Origin of the sequence: Paenibacillus sp. TCA20 (genome assembly GCF_000732325.1) — a bacterium.
Taxonomy (GTDB): domain Bacteria; phylum Bacillota; class Bacilli; order Paenibacillales; family Paenibacillaceae; genus Paenibacillus; species Paenibacillus urinalis.
In genome coordinates this window covers 699268-715391 of record NZ_BBIW01000001.1, presented here as the reverse complement: position 1 = coordinate 715391, position 16124 = coordinate 699268, and the positions used below count along the sequence as shown (strand labels likewise).

The window sequence follows — 16124 nt, the reverse complement described above, 5'->3', positions numbered from 1 at the left end:
GCCTGTTAGATCGTAAATCCGTTAGAGTCGGTATTGAAGTGTATTCCGGTGAATGCTCAGCTCTGCGGAAGTGTCGGATACACTGCAATTGTTATTGATGTATACTCTCAGGGTATCGAGCAGATCCACGGACTCCTTATCCTCCAACTTGGTGATGAGATGCTCGGAGGAGTTAAGCGCTGACTCGCTTAATTTCACCAGGAACTCCATCTGATCATAGAGAATGATTCGCTCGGGGAGATGCAGGGACTGCGCTGTCCTCATCGCGGACTTGGCCTGAGCATAGCTGTCTGCAATATGGGTCTCATGCCGTGAGACACTGACCTTAAGCATAGGTTGGCTTTGCAGGAGCTGCTTAATTACCTTCTTGATCTCCTTCACTTCCTGAACAAGAATGATGCATATATCTTCCTCGATAATAAATGAAGGATACATAAGAAGAATATTGGAAATTTCAGCATTCATCCCTGAATGATCGATGTAGAGGATTGTTGTCGGCAGCAGCAGGTCAATGTTGTAGGCGAGCGCTTTTTTTTGCAGCTTCTGCGAGTATATCCCTTGATGATTTAGCAGGACCTCTAGAAATGCCTTCTTACGATTAGCTTCATTTTGCATCGATTCTAGTGCCATCCCTTGCTCTATCAAAAGCACAACGGTTGTTCTTACAATGCTGCAGAAGGGACGTACCTCCTCCGGGCTGCCCGAGATCCCGATAACGCCTACGCGGACTTGATTAATAACGATGGGTTCATTCGTGCCCTTTTTTTCATAACGCTGATCCTCCCATACCTCTACCATTTTTCCGCTCTCAAGCGCTTTGATGGCTCCACGATGCTCTGTGCCAATGCGGCTTGGATTCCCGCTGCCTATAATAATGCCTTTATCATTCATAATGTTGATATTGTACGGAATGTCCTTCATCATGCGGTTCACAATATCTTGTGCTAATGCTTCGGATAATTGGTACATTACTTCCCTCTCCAGTGTGTTCATTCTCAGAGTAACGGCTGTCTAAACTATCTATTTAAAAGTATAACTTATTTTGTGCAGATGAACGAAGCTTTATGAGAAGAACATGTAAATAGAGGGTAAGGGATCTCATCCCTTTTTAAATAAAATATGGTAATAATATCTTCGTCAATGTTAACATGGTGGAAAGCTGCTGTAACTTGATCATGTAAAGGAGCTGCTATTCATGCCGCAATTATCGTCAGAGGAGCTGTATGCAGGCTCGCTTCATCACATCATGAAACCACTTCGTCCGTTAATAGAACAAGCCAATCTAAACGGAGTACGCGTGACAGTCAGTGTGGCTGATCTAAGCGTTACCGCTGGTAACTTAGGGTTCTCGATCGGATCAGAAGAGCGGTACAGATCAGCAAGCACGATCAAACTGGCGATTGCCTGTGCACTGTTGCAAATGGTTGATCGAGGTGAAGTTCGTCTTGAAGATCAGGCTGTCGTGAGGGATAAGGATGTAGTAGGAGGCTCGGGATCGCTTCAGCTGGAAGTTATGCCCTTGAGCGCTAACATAGGAAGGCTGGCAAAACTCATGATCGCACAGTCGGATAATACGGCAACGAATGTCCTGATTGATATGATTGGCTTTGAGCGGGTAAATGCTATGCTGGAAGGACTTGGGATACACCGTACTCAGCTTGCACGCAAGATGTTTGCACCTGTTCAGTCCCCGGAGCTGGACAATTATGCGGATGCCCAAGAGCTCACATATTTACTCAAGCTTGTATATCAAGGGGAGGTGCTCTCTGAATATTCTCGACGGCTGCTGCTTCTATGGATGTCCAGGCAAGAGGTGAATACGAAATTTGGTGCTGTGCTTGGTGACATACTGATCGCATACAAGACAGGAGAAGCGGGTAATGTTACACATGATGCAGGTTACTTCTTGATACCAGGTAGAGAGCTTGCCGTGGCAGTGATGACAGAGGTTATGACAACGGAAATATATGAAGAAGCTCAGCGTATCGGCAATCCTGTGGTTCAAAGAATAGGCAAGGTCATCTATGATCAGCTGCTGAGAGACTATTAAGAATGGAATTACTGAAATAGATTCTGTGACGATGGATCAAGTGAGAGGTGTTTGAACTGGAACTGCAGGCTGTATTTATAGATCGAGATGGAACCATTGGGGGGACAGGACACTTTATCCATCCGCGCGATTTTGTGTTGTATGACGGAGCGCTTGATGCTATCCATTTGCTAAAGGGAAAGGGAATCAAGGTGTTTGCGTTTACGAACCAGCATCGAATATCGAAGCAGCAAGCAAGTGAAGAAGAGTTTAGAGAGCAGTTTCTATCCTATGGGTTTGATGATGCATTCATCTGTCCGCATGGAAATACAGAGACTTGTGATTGCAGGAAGCCGAAGCCTGGTATGCTGTACGCGGCTGCAGCAGCTTATGACCTCGATCTAACCAAGTGCGCTGTCATTGGTGACGTCGGCGATACAGATATACTAGCAGCTCATGTGGTTGGGGCAATGAAGGTGCTTGTCAAGACAGGCTGGGGAATGGGATCACTAACCGACTATCGATCAAGCTGGGCGGAGGTAGTACCGGATTATATAGCGGAGAACCTGCTGGATGCGGTGAACTGGCTGCTATTTCGAAGGCTGTGAGCAGGAGTGATTGTACATGGAATTGGTATTTATCAGACATGCTCAAGGAGAGCATACGTTGAATTGGCCCAACCAGCTGCATATGCAGCATCCTGCTTTAACAGAGAGTGGGAACCAGCAAGCAGAACAATTACGCCATCTGTATCCGCTAGTATCTGGTGATGTGGTCGTAACAAGTCCTGCAAGAAGAACCATAGAAACGGTGAATATATGGAGCAAGGACATCTCGGTACAGAAATATGTTACGCCGCTTCTCGGACCAAGAATGTTTCCGCAAAATCCAGCGTGGGAGCCCCTTGGCTGTGATAAGATTTATACTTTGGAAGAGGTATCTACTGACTATCCTGATTATACAGTTGTGCCGTCCGAACAGGAGCTCTGGAAGGATGGGATTAATACACTCTCTACTGAGCAATTTGAATATCATGCAGACAGGTTTTTAAAGTGGCTCAGCAGATTCAAGAGGACGGTATATTGTATCACCCATGATGGGACCATTAACAGCTATCGGCAATTTCTTGGGGAGTCAGACGTTACAAGAGAAGATTTTTTAAGGGAAACGGGTGTTATCAGAATAAGAGTCTGAGCATCCATTGAAGAACGATTAGGAGGAGGTGATTTGAAATGCATACAGCCTCAGCTTTTGGATTTTTTGGTCTATTCATATATTTAGGTACATTAGCAATTGGAATATACTGTCTTATCCTATTTATTAAGCTTGCTCGCCGTGGAATTAAGGCGTTAGATATTTATCTGAATAAACACAATGACCGTGGGGATTATAGAGACGGAATGTAATGACATCAGTGATAATGAATCAATCAAGTTCTTGGTTTATTTACAAAAAAAGCGATCCTTATCAGTTAACCTGACAGGATCGCTTTTCATATAAGTTCAGACTTATTTTTTCTTCACAGTGATAGTCCAAGAAGCATCGTCCAGCTGCTCATAGTTGGTAATGGAGTGTCCATCCTCAGCAGCCCAGCGCGGAATGCTCTCCGTCGCTTGTGTACAATCGAAATCAATGACGAGCTCGTCGCCGCTGTTTATCGTTTTAATTGCTTCTTTTGCTTCGATCAGTGGGAATGGGCAAACCATTCCGAGAACTTGTAGTTTTTGTTGCATGTTAAATTCCTCCTAAGCAGTTGCAGTTGTTGAAGCGGCGGCACCTGCGCTCGCTTTTTTGCGTGGACGTATGAATACAAAATAGGATGCAGTCCATGTACCCAGAATCATAAAGACCAGAGAAATCCATCCCTGCCATGTCATCATTGCCGTCATGACGAGACCGTTACCGATGGAGCAGCCTCCAGCCCAGCTTGCGCCAAAACCCATTAGCAGTCCTCCGCCGAAGCTGGTTACAGCTGTCTTCGCATCCGGAGCGCGGAAACGGAACTCCTTGCTTGCCTTCGCAGCAGCAAAGGAACCAACGAAGATACCGAGCACGAGGAATACGCCCCAGTTGATAAATCCGTCATCGCCAGTTACGAGATACTGCAAAATGTTTGCGGAAGGTGTAGTTACACCCAAGCCAAAGTTTCTGCCTGTAGCTGCGCTGAGCGGCCATGCAAGCAGGGCAATGAGTCCGATCAGAATAGCAGTGACAAATGGATGCCAGCGTTTCTCGAACAGTAGATGGGCAAGACCCTTGCGTTTAGGCTTCAGTGTTGGAATGAACACTTTCGGCTTGCGCAAATGTCTTACTACCAAGAATACCGTAATGGCTACCAGTAATACAATAAACGGCCATACGGACAGTCCAAACGTTGCCGGAATAGAGTTTGTGGTCGTAGCGACCTCACTTAAGCTGGAGTTAACCGGAGCCAGTGGACCGGATTTCATAATTGCGGCCATCGCCATGTAACCGAACAGGGCAATCCAGCTGCCAATCAGTCCTTCACCTGCACGATACCAAGTGCCTGTCGCACAGCCGCCAGCCAGAATAATGCCAATACCAAAAATAAATGAACCAAGAATGGTGGCTACCCATGAAAATTCCCCAGCATCATATTGAAGGACACCTGTCTGAATTAATGCGAATACCCCGATGCTTTGTACAGATATTGCGATAAGCAGCGCATAGAACATGCGGTTGTCTTTGGCAATGTACATATCTCTGAATCCGCCTGTCAGACAGAACCGGCCGCGCTGCATGACGAATCCCAGCAAGGCACCGCACAAAAGTCCTGTAATGACCATTTGTAACAACTTGCTCACTCTCCTTATTTTCATAGCATTCATTCTAAATACTAGTAAACTACTATGCTTTCTTTGTATTCTGATTCTAACACACAAAAGTACAACGTCAACAGTGTATCTCCAACCATATCATCCATAGATTAGAAGTACTTCCACATTTAAGCGTGATATACTTTGAACAGGTGCTACAGTTAATAAACAGTCCAAGGACTCATGAATATGTATTCGAATTTCTGAATGACTAAAACAAATGGTTAGCGAGTGGCGTCTAACTAGTAAACCCGATGATTATACCTCAGTACAAGCATGCAGTTAATCATCAAGCGATGCTTCAATCCTTTGATATCCTGCAATTATCCAAGAAATAAGGAGCTGAACCGAGCATGGTTACTTTGGACACGAGCATCATTATCCAGGCTCCAATAGAGCATTGCTTTGATGCCGCCAGAAATATCCGTCTTCATCCCGTAACGGTATGGAAGCATACCAAAGAAAAGGCTGTGGCAGGCGTTACAGACAGTTTCATTGAATGTGGTCAAACGGTAACCTTTGAGGCCACTCATTTTGGTGTCAGACAAAGACTGACTTCCGAAGTGACAGCCTACAAACGCCCGATCTATTTTACTGACGAGATGCAGACGGGGGCATTTCGGAGCATGACCCATCAGCATTTTTTCTCATCTATAGACCACGAGTATACCCAAATGAAGGATGTATTAATATTTGAAGCTCCTTTTGGAGTATTAGGGAAAATGGCGGAACGCTGGGTACTTGAATCGTATATGAAGCGATTCTTGGAGCATCGGAATAAACGGCTAAAAGAGTGGTTAGAGAATGAGGACGCTTATTAAATAGGAGGCATGATATATGATCAGGCTGTGTAGTTCTGTTGAAATGCAGGAAATCTATGAGATTGTTAATGATGCTTCGCGTGCTTATAAAGGAATCATACCCGAGGATTGCTATCACGAGCCTTATATGCCACTGGACGAGCTGCAGAGCGAGATCGAGAGCGGAGTTGTGTTTTGGGGATATGAGCTTGAAGGCAATCTGATTGGTGTCATGGGGATACAAGACCGGGGGGATGTTAGTTTGATCCGGCACGCATACGTCAAGACGAATTCTCGCCAAAAAGGTATCGGTTCCATGCTGCTGACCCACCTGCTTGCGCTTACGAATAAGCCTGTTCTAATAGGCACATGGGCAGATGCTTCATGGGCGATCCGCTTCTACAACAAACACGGGTTTAATAGGGTTTCTCAAGAGGATAAGATGAGATTGCTCAAGACTTATTGGACTGTACCTGACAGGCAAATTGAGACGTCCGTAGTATTGTCCAATGAATAAATGACACCTGTTTTTTGACACTTGGATAATAATTACATTGACATAGGGTTGGTTTTCTAAAATAATAGAACGTAATTAAATACTGGTACCTTTAAATCAGTCCAGAGAGGCTGGCAAGGACAGCGGATTTTCGTAATCGGCGTGAAGCAGGGCATAGTCTATTTAGAGATGCTCTCTATATTCGCGCGGCTTATGATGTACAAATGAGGCTAATTGTCAGTTTAACGACGGCGATTAGCCTCTTTTTTCTGCTCTTTTTGGTATCAGGAAACTTTTATTTGGGGGTATTCTGATGAGTAAGAACGATCAAGAGTTTTCGTTGCAGGCGGTACCGAGAACGCAGAGAAATCAATTTTTGAAGACACTATCTGTTATGCTGGGTTTCACATTCTTCTCGGCCAGTATGCTGGCAGGCGGAGAGCTGGGCATTGGCCTGAGCTTCACTGAGTTTATGCTGATCGTGCTGGCGGGAAACTTGGTGCTCGGTATTTACACGGGCGCACTCGCACACATTGCGGCCAAGACGGGGCTCTCAACCCACTTGCTGGCTAAATATTCTTTTGGTGAAAAAGGCTCCTATCTGCCTTCCTTCCTGCTTGGCTTTACACAGGTCGGCTGGTTCGGCGTAGGTGTAGCGATGTTTGCAGTTCCGGTCGCGAAGGCGATGAACTGGGATGTGAATTTACTCATCTTCATCTTCGGTCTGGCGATGACAGCTTCTGCAATCTTTGGTATGAAATCGTTGGTAATCCTGGGCTATATCGCGGTTCCAGCGATCGCTATATTGGGTAGTTACTCGATGCTTAAGGGTGTTGATACACTTGGCGGCATGCAAGGCTTGCTTGATTACACACCAACACAAACCTTGTCTGTGGCTGCGGCGATGACGATCTGTATCGGGTCCTTTATTAGCGGAGGGACGCTTACGCCGGACTTTACCCGGTTTGCCAAATCATCCAAGCAGGCGGTCATTGCAACTGTTATTGCCTTTTTCCTGGGCAACTCGTTAATGTTCCTGTTCGGCGCGGTTGGCGCCATGGCTTATAACTTGGCCGATATTTCCGAAGTTATGTTCCTGCAGGGGCTGCTCATTCCGGCAATCATTGTATTGGGCTTAAATATCTGGACGACCAATGACAATGCTCTATATGCATCAGGTCTAGGTTTTGCGAACATTACGAAGATTTCCAAGAAGTTCTTTGTTATTATAAATGGTATTGTCGGCACGGTGTTTGCGATGTGGATGTACAACAATTTTGTTGGATTTCTAAACGTGCTGGGTGCGGCGGTTCCATCCATTGGCGCCATCATTATTGCTGACTACTTCTTCGTTAAACGCAGAACATACAAGGAATATGCCAGCATGAATTTTAAAAAGGTAAACTGGTTAGCAATGCTCGCTTGGGCGATCGGGGTTGCTTTTGCACAGCTCGCTCCAGGCATTACGCCGCTTAATGCGCTATTGGGCACAGCCGTCGTATACATCGTACTCATGTCCGTATTCTCAACAAAAGTATCTAATGAAAAGGTGATAACAAATGATCATACAGAACGCGAAATTGCGGGGTAAAGAGGGACTGTGGAATATTCTCGTGACAGATGGAAAGTTCGAACAAATTACACAGGAATCCATACCCAATTCGAACAATGAAGTGCTCGACGTCAACGGGTCACTTGTACTGCCTCCATTTATTGAGCCGCATATTCACCTCGACACAACCTTGACAGCAGGTGAGCCGGAGTGGAACCTGAGCGGTACGCTCTTTGAAGGAATTCAGCGCTGGTCGGAGCGCAAGACCTCTTTGACACATGAGGATGTGAAGACACGCTCCAAGACTGCACTCAAATGGCAGATTGCTCAAGGTATTCAGCATGTCCGCACGCATGTCGATGTAACGGATCCAAGCCTGACTGCAGTCAAAGCGATGCTCGAAGTGAAGGAAGAAATGGCGCCTTATGTAGATATCCAGCTGGTGGCTTTCCCTCAGGAGGGCATTCTCTCGTATCCGAATGGGGCCGAGCTGATGGAAGAGGCACTGAAGATGGGCGTTGATGTGGTTGGCGGCATTCCACACTTCGAATTTACGAGAGAATATGGCGTAGAGTCGATGAAGATTGCGTTTGATCTTGCCGAGAAATATGACCGGCTCGTAGATATTCACTGTGATGAGATCGATGATGAGCAGTCCCGGTTCGTAGAGGTTGTGGCGAAGGAAGCCTATGAGCGCGGATACGGTGCACGCACAACTGCGAGTCACACGACAGCAATGGGCTCCTACAATGATGCCTATACTTATAAGCTGTTCAGATTGTTAAAAATGGCCGGACTGAACTTTGTATCCAATCCACTCGTGAACATCCACCTTCAAGGACGTTTTGATACGTATCCGAAGAGAAGAGGACTGACTCGTGTGAAGGAGCTTCAGGAGGCAGGTCTCAATATCTGCTTCGGGCATGATGATATTTTTGATCCATGGTATCCGCTTGGAACAGGCAATATGCTGCAAGTGCTGCATATGGGAATTCATGCATCACAGCTTCTTGGCTACGATCAGATCGTCAATTCGATTGACCTTATTACGAGTAATAGTGCAAAAACGCTGCACATTGAAGATAAATATGGTATCGAAGCCGGCAAACCGGCGAGCTTTATTGTACTCTCCGCGGAGAATGAATATGAGGCTGTACGCAAACAGGCTGCTGTTCTGTATTCCTTCAAAGAAGGCCGTAAAATTGCAGAAACAAAGCCCCAGCAGGCATCCATTATTCTTGGGGATGGTCCTGAGCAAGTCAGCTTTAACAAGTAATCGAATCGTAAATATTAACCTGTTAGAAAACCTGTATGGAGCGCTCCATACAGGTTTTTTTGATTTGTAGATCGGGCTGCGCAACATTATACTTCTAATGGAGTACATAAGATGTATGTGTGATGTTCATCTCAAAAAGGGAGCGGAGTCAATGGAGAGGAAGTACTCTTATAAAATCCCATTTATGACACATTCTAAGGCCCCATCTTTACTACAAAACGAGGTCAATCAAGACTTGGGCTCGTTAAGGCGTGTATATCGTAATAAAGGATTGGATGCTGCGAACTGGTTTATAAATAGTCTTGAGATTAGTGTTGACGGAGAAGAGCTTCAAACAGGTTTCCGTGTATCCATCCAGGATAAGATGATTTGGTTAGGACGTAATAAGTGGAGTATATTTTCTATTGGTCCTGAAGGTGATGAGGAGAATATTCTACAAGATCGCACCAAAATCAAATTATCGCCTAGGTTTATTTTTACATACAAGAACGAGGAATTTGCTTATACCAAAGAATTATTAGACAAAACAAGTTTTGTTCATAATTCAGGAAAAATGCTGGTGGCAGAGATAGAGAGTGGTAGATCAAATCATCCGATGCTCACCAGACAAATTAAAATTCACAACGATGAATTGCCCCCTATGCTGCTGGCCTGTGTAGATCGTGTAGTCCGGTTGCTGTACAGATAAATGGAAGGAGTTAAACCACCAATGCAAAACAAACATTTATATAAAGACATACGTTATTTAATAGAAGGGAATGAAGTGCAACAGGAAGTATATCGAGTCCTAACACAGTTCAAAGTCATGGATAAATTGGAAGTTTATGATCCCATTCTTACAGGAACTGTTCCCATTGCAGTTGACATAGAGGGAAGCGATCTGGATATCATTTGCGAGGTGCATGATTTCTCCGAATTTAATCAGCGGCTCACAGACCAATTTGGAGAATACGAAGGCTTTAAAATATCCGAGAAAATCGTAGACGGCATCAAACGAATGAAGGCCAGTTTTAAATTAGAGGATTGGGATATTGAGGTATTTGGTCAGCCGATTCCTACTTCTGAACAAAATGCATACAGGCATATGCTCATTGAAGACCGATTTCTCAGACTGGCAGGAGATGATTTTGCGAATCAAGTGATATCCCTTAAGAGACAGGGTATGAAGACAGAGCCAGCCTTTGCCTTTTTGTTATATCTGAACGGAGATCCGTATGAATCATTGTTTGAGCTTGATAATTGGTCTGATGAAGAAATTAGACTGGTAGGGGAGAGTTATTCAAATATCATCTGCCGAGTCAGTGATTTTGTAAAAAATCGTGTATATTCTTATAAACCGTCAAAGGATCATATCGATCCTATTTTTGGTCCAAATGCCGAATACAGTTATCAGCGTTATATAGACGATCATAACATATTCGTGTCCCAAGGATGGAATGAGAATGTAGCTCATCTGACGATCCATGGCAAAGACGAGTTTACCTTCAAATGCACCTTGCTTGATGTGAAAAAAGAAAACCCTTCGCTCATTTCTGCCTTGGAAGCAAGCGTTGTCGGGGATGATGATGAGGATTATGAATACTTCGATGCTGATCCTTCATTTCTAGCTGTTGAAGTTCGAGATGTGGAATGGAAGTGCCATCTTCCCGAAGAATCTAGGGAGCTGGGAGAGAAATTTTACACTTTTGTCAACTCCTTTCTAAATCATCATTTTGACAATCGATCCTCTGATATCAAAGAAGTGGAACCTGTGAAGGAATATATCGAGAAGGATCTTTGGTATTTGCTGAAGTTTCCATTTGAAGGGAAGACCTATATCCGAACTAGACAGCTATGGTAAGTCGCATAATAGGCTGAAGTAGACATTCCGAATTGCTATTGATGAAGGAGTGGTGCAGCTTGAAGCATAGACTTGGCATTTCCATTTGGGTTATCGGCATACTGATTCTTGTTGTTTATTTGGTGTATCCTCTGTTTCCGAAAAAAATCCATGTAGACGTACAAGGAGTAAAATATCGGCTAGGCAGTCCCTCCATAGAAAAGCAAGTGCAGGTTCAATTAACTGGAGTGATCGATACGACCTTTCTTGGTAAAAGATCCTTCGAGGGAGAGATCGAGATCGAGGGGGAGATCAATCCGATCTCAAGCGAAGCAGCGTATACGCTGCAACTATCCGATCTGGACTACTCGGGGATGATTATGTATCACTATCTGTATAAGGATGAAGCTGGCGATCCACACGCCGGGTCATTCATGTACGGTACACTTAATCAACAAGATGATTTCAAGCAGGGGGCGATCCAGGTATCGCAACAGGAGGAAGAAGGGCGGAGTTCATGGAGCAGTGACGATGGGTATGTTATTGCTTATCCCGCGAATAACAGGACCGAGGCGCTGGCACTTACGAATGAGATTTTGCTCACCCAGTATTCGAGCTATGACAGTGCAATGCCTCCGTTGAAATGACTCAAGATGATTTGAGGAAGAATGTTCTATTAGTAAGATAGGAGGTAGCCGTTAATGACAGTGCTGTTATCCCTTAGCTTCTACCTGATACCGGTTCTCGGAATTTTCTTTGTTATTACCTTGCTCGAGGCAATTAAGAAAATTGTAATAACCAGTCCTACAAATGGGAAGGAATTTGCTGCGCGTTATGTTTTGGATTGATTGTATGGACCTTAGCTGCACAGATTCATAATTTATTCTAATTAAACTCGTTTAATCTAGGAGGGGATAGGAAGATGAATGCACCGACTCAAATCCTCACTGTATGGCATAAATTTGATGCTTTCCCCATGGAAACGCTGACCAAGGCATGGTATTATGATCAGTCCTCTGTCCGTCAACGCAGTGTAGAAGAGATGAAGGAGCATCGCGAGAGATTCGGCACCTCAGGGAATTGCTTTGATCTGGCGATCTGGCTGATTGATGAGTTCAAGCGGGCCGGGATTGAAGCTTATGGCTTAGGAGAAGGCCTCGGTACAGAGGAGGCTCATGCAGCTGTGTGTGCGCTTGACGAGCAGGGGCGTAGATATTTTTGCGACTTGGGGGATCAATGGATTGAGCCGATTCTCATGGACTTCACGGCAGATGAATACGGTGGAGAGGTGCTCAGCGGATATATTACAGGAGGCAAAATAAAGCTTGATCATCACGGGAGCAGTCACTTATCCTTCACTTGGGTTAGGCCGAATGGCAAGACGAGCAGTCAGGTCTTTGATCTTACACCGGTTGATCTTCAGGATTTGATCGCTGCAGGAGAGCATTCTCAGTCCTTGCTGCATAATGCACTTGTAGAGATGAGAGTTCCGATGGAGAATGAAATTGTCCACTGGGAGTATGAAGGAGGAAGAAGCTTTATAAGCAACAATCGAGAACTCATCACCGAATCTCCCCTTGATCACATAGAGGATTGGGCCAAGCGAATATATACAATGACAGGGATTCAGCCCGATGTGACGGTAACCGCACTTAAGAAGTATAAACAAATTGCAAAAAGCTGAAGTTGAGGATGAATCTTTATACCCACTTCTGTTATACTTATATAGGACTTTATACATATTGATGAAGGAGAACAACAGATGTCGACAGCAAATGTCCTAGATAAGCAGAAGCGTATTATTGAGATTAAGTGGATAGGCCTGCCAAAGCCTGAAGAAGTGGATCGCCTCACTGAGCGTGTGCTATTATTGCGAAGCGAATTTAGCAGTCCCACCTTCAAAGTACTGGTTGATATGAGAGAATCCCTTGTATTCTCTAAGGAATCACAAGCAAGATTGGTTGAGCATCAGCGTCAGCTGAGGGATTCAGGTATGTCTCATGCGGCCATTATTACGCAGAAGGCATTGACGACCATGCAGTTGAAGCGTTCGGCGAGAGAAGCTGGGAACGATACCGAATCTCACTTTGAGAATGCTGATGAGGCACTGGGATTCTTACAATCACAAGCATAAAAAAGAGCCGCTCCCCTAATGAGTGTTTCCTGTCGAGTAAACAGGGTGCAATTCATTAAGGATGCGGCTCTTATTTTATTTCCATATTAAGCTCTATTTGCATGACTAGACTTCAGTAAGTCCAGAGTTAGCTCTGAGGTCGAAGCCACAATAAGGTCAGCTCTTTGCATCTGAGCAGGTGTACCGACACCCACGGCATACATGCCAGCGGATCGAATAGATTCGATGCCTGCTTCTGCATCTTCTACGCCAACACAATCGGAAGGCAGGACGCCCAGCTTGGCTGCGCCAGTCAAGAAGATTTCTGGATCAGGCTTGCCATTCTTAATCTGTGTGACGTCAACGACATGATTGAAGTAATGCGTCACTTCAAGCCGATCTAGAATAAACGGTGCATTCTTGCTCGCAGAGGCCAGTGCGATAAGGATACCGGCTTCCCTTAATTCCTTGAGCAGGCTCTCAATGCCGGGCAGAAGATCTGCCGGTGTTACCTTTTTAATCATTTCTTTGTACAGTTCATTCTTCTGATCAGCCAGCTGATACTTCTCTTCATCTGTATACTCAGTATTCCCAAGTGCAAGAATTAGCTCAAGAGACTCCATTCGGCTTACGCCTTTCAGTTTCTCGTTATATTCTTTATCGAAAGGAAGGCCGAGCTCATCCGCTAGGCTCTTCCAGGCAAGGTAGTGGTACTCTGCCGTATCGGTGATCACGCCATCAAGATCAAAAATAACTGCTTTCATGTTACATTCACCCGTTTCTTCGCTTAAGATGCGATTGTTGTTACTAATGCAGACTCATTCGTAATCACGACTTCTTCTCCATACAATTCCATCGTGAGTGGCTCACCGGATACCAGTGTAATCTTCACTTCGTCTTGTTCTACACTGATATTCAGCAGACGATCCCGGTAGTTAATGTGGAACTTGTATTTCGTCCAGCCTTTTGGAAGGAAAGGTGAGAAGCTGAGAGTCTCATTATACGTGCGCATCCCGGCAAATCCTTGAACGATTGCAAGCCAGCTTCCTGTCATAGAAGTAATATGCAGACCGTCCTCTGTATCATTATTGTAGTTATCCAGGTCCAGACGCGCGGTGCGTTTGTACATTTCTACTGCTTTTTCTTCCATTTTCAGCTCGGCAGCAAGCACGGCATGGATGGAAGGGGACAGAGATGATTCGTGTACTGTCATCGGCTCATAGAAGCTGAAGTTGCGTTCTTTTTCCTCCAATGTGAACTGATCTCCGAAGAAATAAATTCCTTGAAGTACATCTGCCTGCTTAATAAAAGGCGAACGGAGGATCTTATCCCAAGACCATTTCTGGTTCAACGGCAGTTCTTCCTTCGCAAGCGAGGATACTGGACGGAGGTCCTTATCCAGGAAAGTATCATGCTGGACAAATACACCCAGCTCTTCGTCATACGGGAAGTACATATGCTCTACGATATCTGACCATTTCGCCAGTTCGCTCTCCGTTAATCCAAGCTCTTGTTGTGTTCTTGTTTCGGAAACTTTAGACAAGCTGTCCATTGTATATTTCAATACCCAAGCTGCGATCTTGTTCGTGTACCAGTTATTGTTAACATTGTTCTCATATTCATTTGGTCCGGTAACGCCATGAATCATATACTTGCCAGTGCGCTTGGAGTAATGAACCCGATCTGCCCAGAAGCGGCTGATTTCAACAAGTACTTCGATACCTTCATTCACCAGATAGCTGGTGTCTCCGGTATAGTTTGTATAATTATAGATTGCATAGGCAATAGCTCCGTTACGATGAATTTCTTCAAACGTAATTTCCCACTCGTTATGACACTCTACCCCTGTGAAAGTTACCATTGGATATAGGGCGCCCTTCAGACCTTGCTGACGTGCATTGTGATGTGCACCTGCCAGCTGGTTATGGCGATAACGCAGCAGGTTCTCGGTTACGCGCTTATCTGCAAGCGCCAAGTACATAGGTACGGCATAAGCTTCAGTATCCCAGTACGTTGCACCGCCGTATTTCTCCCCTGTGAAGCCTTTAGGACCGATATTCAAACGCTCATCATGACCATAGTAAGTAGAGAAGAGCTGGAAGATGTTGAAGCGGATTCCTTGCTGAGCTTCAATATCGCCGGAGATTTCGATATCGGCTTTGTCCCAGCGCTCAGCCCAAGCATTGACATGCTCCTCTTTCAGCAGGTTGTAGCCCTTATTCATCGCTTCCATCATCATGCTCTCAGCCGTAGGAATCAGCTGGTCTGTATTCATATCACGTGAAGTTGTGACAATGACAAATTTCTGAATCGCTGCTGCAGCCTGTGGAGCAACGTCATACACATAATGAACTGCGGCGAAGAGGGCAGCTTCTTTTATCTTTTTGGAAGTTACGTTATCTGTGACAATACCCATGGTTGAATTGACAGTGAAGCGTTCTACACCAAATGGATTTTCTTTTGTTGTAGCTGCAAGGCTGACATAGGGCTCGCCGACTTTGCGATCCGCTTCAACCCAGAATGATTCCTCGTAGTTCGAGTCTTCATTCTTTGTATCTGCATCCAGATAAGGGATCAGCTCCACATTCATGTTTTGATCCGTAAGATTGGTGACACGATAATCAATCAGACACAGCTCCAGCTTCGATATGCTGAGGAAGCGCTCGGTTTCAATTCGAACCTGTCCATTTATCGTAAATGAGCGACGAAGAATACCTTCCTTCATGTCGAGCTCTTGATAGAAATCAGTTACTGCATCTGTATACAGATCGACTTCAGCACCGTTGATAAGAACACGGATCCCGATAAAATTCATAGCATTGATTACTTTGCCGAAATAGTGCGGATAGCCATTTTTCCACCAGCCGACCTTCGTCTTATCCGGGAACCATACACCGGAAATGTAAGTGCCTTGATGATGATCACCGGAATACGTTTCTTCAAAATTACCTCGCATTCCCATATAGCCGTTACCGATGGAAGTCATGCTCTCCTGCAAGCGCAGGTCCTCTTTGTTAAGCTCCGTTGTGGAGATCTTCCAGGCATCAATATCAAAAATTCGTTTATATGACATTTTAATCCTCCTTGGGCAGCGTATAAGCACGCTATACCTATTTGGTTGGTTTAGAAATAATAAGATGAAACTTAAGTGGTAATTATAAACTTGGCGCTTCTCTGTCAGCATATGTCATAAGTCTTCATT

At 44.9% G+C, this 16124-nt stretch carries 18 protein-coding genes; 13 read left to right on the top strand and 5 right to left on the bottom strand.

The window, feature by feature from the left end; all coding sequences use genetic code 11:
- Nucleotides 1-21: 21 nt before the first annotated feature.
- On the bottom strand, nt 22-969 hold the full coding sequence (locus tag TCA2_RS03345; protein WP_238546268.1) for a sugar diacid recognition domain-containing protein: 948 nt from the start codon (nt 967-969) through the stop codon (nt 22-24).
- 226 nt (nt 970-1195) lie between these two features.
- Here TCA2_RS03345 and TCA2_RS03340 point away from each other — a divergent pair, with 226 nt between their 5' ends.
- From TCA2_RS03340 to TCA2_RS03330, 3 genes are read left to right on the top strand one after another with little or no spacing between them, the layout of a single operon-like run.
- A complete protein-coding gene (locus tag TCA2_RS03340; protein WP_047910096.1) occupies nt 1196-2050 on the top strand; it encodes a serine hydrolase in 855 nt (284 codons plus the stop codon).
- A gap of 47 nt (nt 2051-2097) precedes the next feature.
- Nucleotides 2098-2637 (top strand): HAD-IIIA family hydrolase, encoded by a 540-nt coding sequence (locus TCA2_RS03335; protein WP_052511704.1) that lies wholly within the window; start codon nt 2098-2100, stop codon nt 2635-2637.
- A gap of 16 nt (nt 2638-2653) precedes the next feature.
- Nucleotides 2654-3223, top strand: coding sequence for a histidine phosphatase family protein (locus tag TCA2_RS03330; RefSeq protein ID WP_047910095.1), 570 nt, complete (start codon nt 2654-2656; stop codon nt 3221-3223).
- 314 nt (nt 3224-3537) lie between these two features.
- Here the strand turns inward: TCA2_RS03330 and TCA2_RS03325 are convergent, their stop codons facing one another.
- Nucleotides 3538-3762, bottom strand: coding sequence for a sulfurtransferase TusA family protein (locus tag TCA2_RS03325; protein ID WP_047910094.1), 225 nt, complete (start codon nt 3760-3762; stop codon nt 3538-3540).
- Between the two features lie 12 nt (nt 3763-3774).
- Nucleotides 3775-4836 carry a YeeE/YedE family protein gene (locus TCA2_RS03320; RefSeq protein WP_047910250.1) on the bottom strand — a complete coding sequence of 354 codons (1062 nt, stop codon included), beginning with the start codon at nt 4834-4836 and terminating at the stop codon, nt 3775-3777.
- 383 nt (nt 4837-5219) lie between these two features.
- On the opposite strand from TCA2_RS03320, the gene TCA2_RS03315 reads away from it, so the two are divergent.
- The 10 genes from TCA2_RS03315 (at nt 5220) to TCA2_RS03275 (ending at nt 12943) form a co-directional block, all read left to right on the top strand.
- Nucleotides 5220-5687, top strand: coding sequence for an SRPBCC family protein (locus TCA2_RS03315; RefSeq protein ID WP_047910093.1), 468 nt, complete (start codon nt 5220-5222; stop codon nt 5685-5687).
- Nucleotides 5688-5703: 16 nt separating this feature from the next.
- The gene (locus TCA2_RS03310; protein ID WP_047910092.1) at nt 5704-6183 is read left to right on the top strand and encodes a GNAT family N-acetyltransferase; all 480 of its coding nucleotides are present in this window, start codon (nt 5704-5706) and stop codon (nt 6181-6183) included.
- A 292-nt stretch (nt 6184-6475) separates the two neighbouring features.
- Nucleotides 6476-7753, top strand: a complete 1278-nt coding sequence (codB, locus tag TCA2_RS03305; RefSeq protein ID WP_047910091.1) for a cytosine permease — start codon at nt 6476-6478, stop codon at nt 7751-7753.
- Nucleotides 7722-8990, top strand: a complete 1269-nt coding sequence (locus TCA2_RS03300; RefSeq protein ID WP_047910090.1) for a cytosine deaminase — start codon at nt 7722-7724, stop codon at nt 8988-8990. Before codB ends, TCA2_RS03300 begins: the two co-directional genes overlap by 32 nt.
- A gap of 151 nt (nt 8991-9141) precedes the next feature.
- Nucleotides 9142-9678 carry a hypothetical protein gene (locus tag TCA2_RS03295; RefSeq protein WP_238546267.1) on the top strand — a complete coding sequence of 179 codons (537 nt, stop codon included), beginning with the start codon at nt 9142-9144 and terminating at the stop codon, nt 9676-9678.
- Nucleotides 9679-9699: 21 nt separating this feature from the next.
- Entirely contained in the window at nt 9700-10830 is a 1131-nt protein-coding gene (locus TCA2_RS26480; RefSeq protein ID WP_152557596.1) for a DUF4269 domain-containing protein, read from the top strand.
- Between the two features lie 59 nt (nt 10831-10889).
- Entirely contained in the window at nt 10890-11456 is a 567-nt protein-coding gene (locus TCA2_RS03285) for a hypothetical protein (protein WP_047910088.1), read from the top strand.
- 54 nt (nt 11457-11510) lie between these two features.
- Nucleotides 11511-11657: a hypothetical protein gene (locus TCA2_RS27075; RefSeq protein WP_193745975.1), complete on the top strand. Its 147-nt coding sequence runs from the start codon at nt 11511-11513 to the stop codon at nt 11655-11657.
- Nucleotides 11658-11731: 74 nt separating this feature from the next.
- Nucleotides 11732-12493, top strand: a complete 762-nt coding sequence (locus tag TCA2_RS03280; protein WP_047910087.1) for a hypothetical protein — start codon at nt 11732-11734, stop codon at nt 12491-12493.
- A gap of 78 nt (nt 12494-12571) precedes the next feature.
- Nucleotides 12572-12943, top strand: coding sequence for a hypothetical protein (locus tag TCA2_RS03275; RefSeq protein ID WP_047910086.1), 372 nt, complete (start codon nt 12572-12574; stop codon nt 12941-12943).
- Between the two features lie 86 nt (nt 12944-13029).
- Here TCA2_RS03275 and pgmB read toward each other — a convergent pair whose 3' ends face one another.
- Nucleotides 13030-13686: a beta-phosphoglucomutase gene (pgmB, locus tag TCA2_RS03270; protein ID WP_047910085.1), complete on the bottom strand. Its 657-nt coding sequence runs from the start codon at nt 13684-13686 to the stop codon at nt 13030-13032.
- Nucleotides 13687-13709: 23 nt separating this feature from the next.
- The gene (locus TCA2_RS03265) at nt 13710-15995 is read right to left on the bottom strand and encodes a glycoside hydrolase family 65 protein (protein ID WP_047910084.1); all 2286 of its coding nucleotides are present in this window, start codon (nt 15993-15995) and stop codon (nt 13710-13712) included.
- Nucleotides 15996-16124: the final 129 nt, after the last annotated feature.

What these genes read in the sequence shown, in the direction of transcription:
- TCA2_RS26480 (WP_152557596.1), top strand. Translation starts at nt 9,700, where the DNA reads ATGCAAAACAAACATTTATATAAAGACATACGTTATTTAATAGAAGGG.
- TCA2_RS03300 (WP_047910090.1), top strand. Translation starts at nt 7,722, where the DNA reads ATGATCATACAGAACGCGAAATTGCGGGGTAAAGAGGGACTGTGGAAT.
- TCA2_RS03275 (WP_047910086.1), top strand. Translation starts at nt 12,572, where the DNA reads ATGTCGACAGCAAATGTCCTAGATAAGCAGAAGCGTATTATTGAGATT.
- TCA2_RS03330 (WP_047910095.1), top strand. Translation starts at nt 2,654, where the DNA reads ATGGAATTGGTATTTATCAGACATGCTCAAGGAGAGCATACGTTGAAT.
- TCA2_RS03345 (WP_238546268.1), bottom strand. Translation starts at nt 969, where the DNA reads ATGTACCAATTATCCGAAGCATTAGCACAAGATATTGTGAACCGCATG.
- TCA2_RS03340 (WP_047910096.1), top strand. Translation starts at nt 1,196, where the DNA reads ATGCCGCAATTATCGTCAGAGGAGCTGTATGCAGGCTCGCTTCATCAC.
- TCA2_RS03325 (WP_047910094.1), bottom strand. Translation starts at nt 3,762, where the DNA reads ATGCAACAAAAACTACAAGTTCTCGGAATGGTTTGCCCATTCCCACTG.
- TCA2_RS03310 (WP_047910092.1), top strand. Translation starts at nt 5,704, where the DNA reads ATGATCAGGCTGTGTAGTTCTGTTGAAATGCAGGAAATCTATGAGATT.
- TCA2_RS03280 (WP_047910087.1), top strand. Translation starts at nt 11,732, where the DNA reads ATGAATGCACCGACTCAAATCCTCACTGTATGGCATAAATTTGATGCT.
- TCA2_RS27075 (WP_193745975.1), top strand. Translation starts at nt 11,511, where the DNA reads ATGACAGTGCTGTTATCCCTTAGCTTCTACCTGATACCGGTTCTCGGA.
- TCA2_RS03320 (WP_047910250.1), bottom strand. Translation starts at nt 4,836, where the DNA reads ATGGTCATTACAGGACTTTTGTGCGGTGCCTTGCTGGGATTCGTCATG.
- TCA2_RS03295 (WP_238546267.1), top strand. Translation starts at nt 9,142, where the DNA reads ATGGAGAGGAAGTACTCTTATAAAATCCCATTTATGACACATTCTAAG.
- codB (WP_047910091.1), top strand. Translation starts at nt 6,476, where the DNA reads ATGAGTAAGAACGATCAAGAGTTTTCGTTGCAGGCGGTACCGAGAACG.
- TCA2_RS03315 (WP_047910093.1), top strand. Translation starts at nt 5,220, where the DNA reads ATGGTTACTTTGGACACGAGCATCATTATCCAGGCTCCAATAGAGCAT.
- TCA2_RS03265 (WP_047910084.1), bottom strand. Translation starts at nt 15,995, where the DNA reads ATGTCATATAAACGAATTTTTGATATTGATGCCTGGAAGATCTCCACA.
- pgmB (WP_047910085.1), bottom strand. Translation starts at nt 13,686, where the DNA reads ATGAAAGCAGTTATTTTTGATCTTGATGGCGTGATCACCGATACGGCA.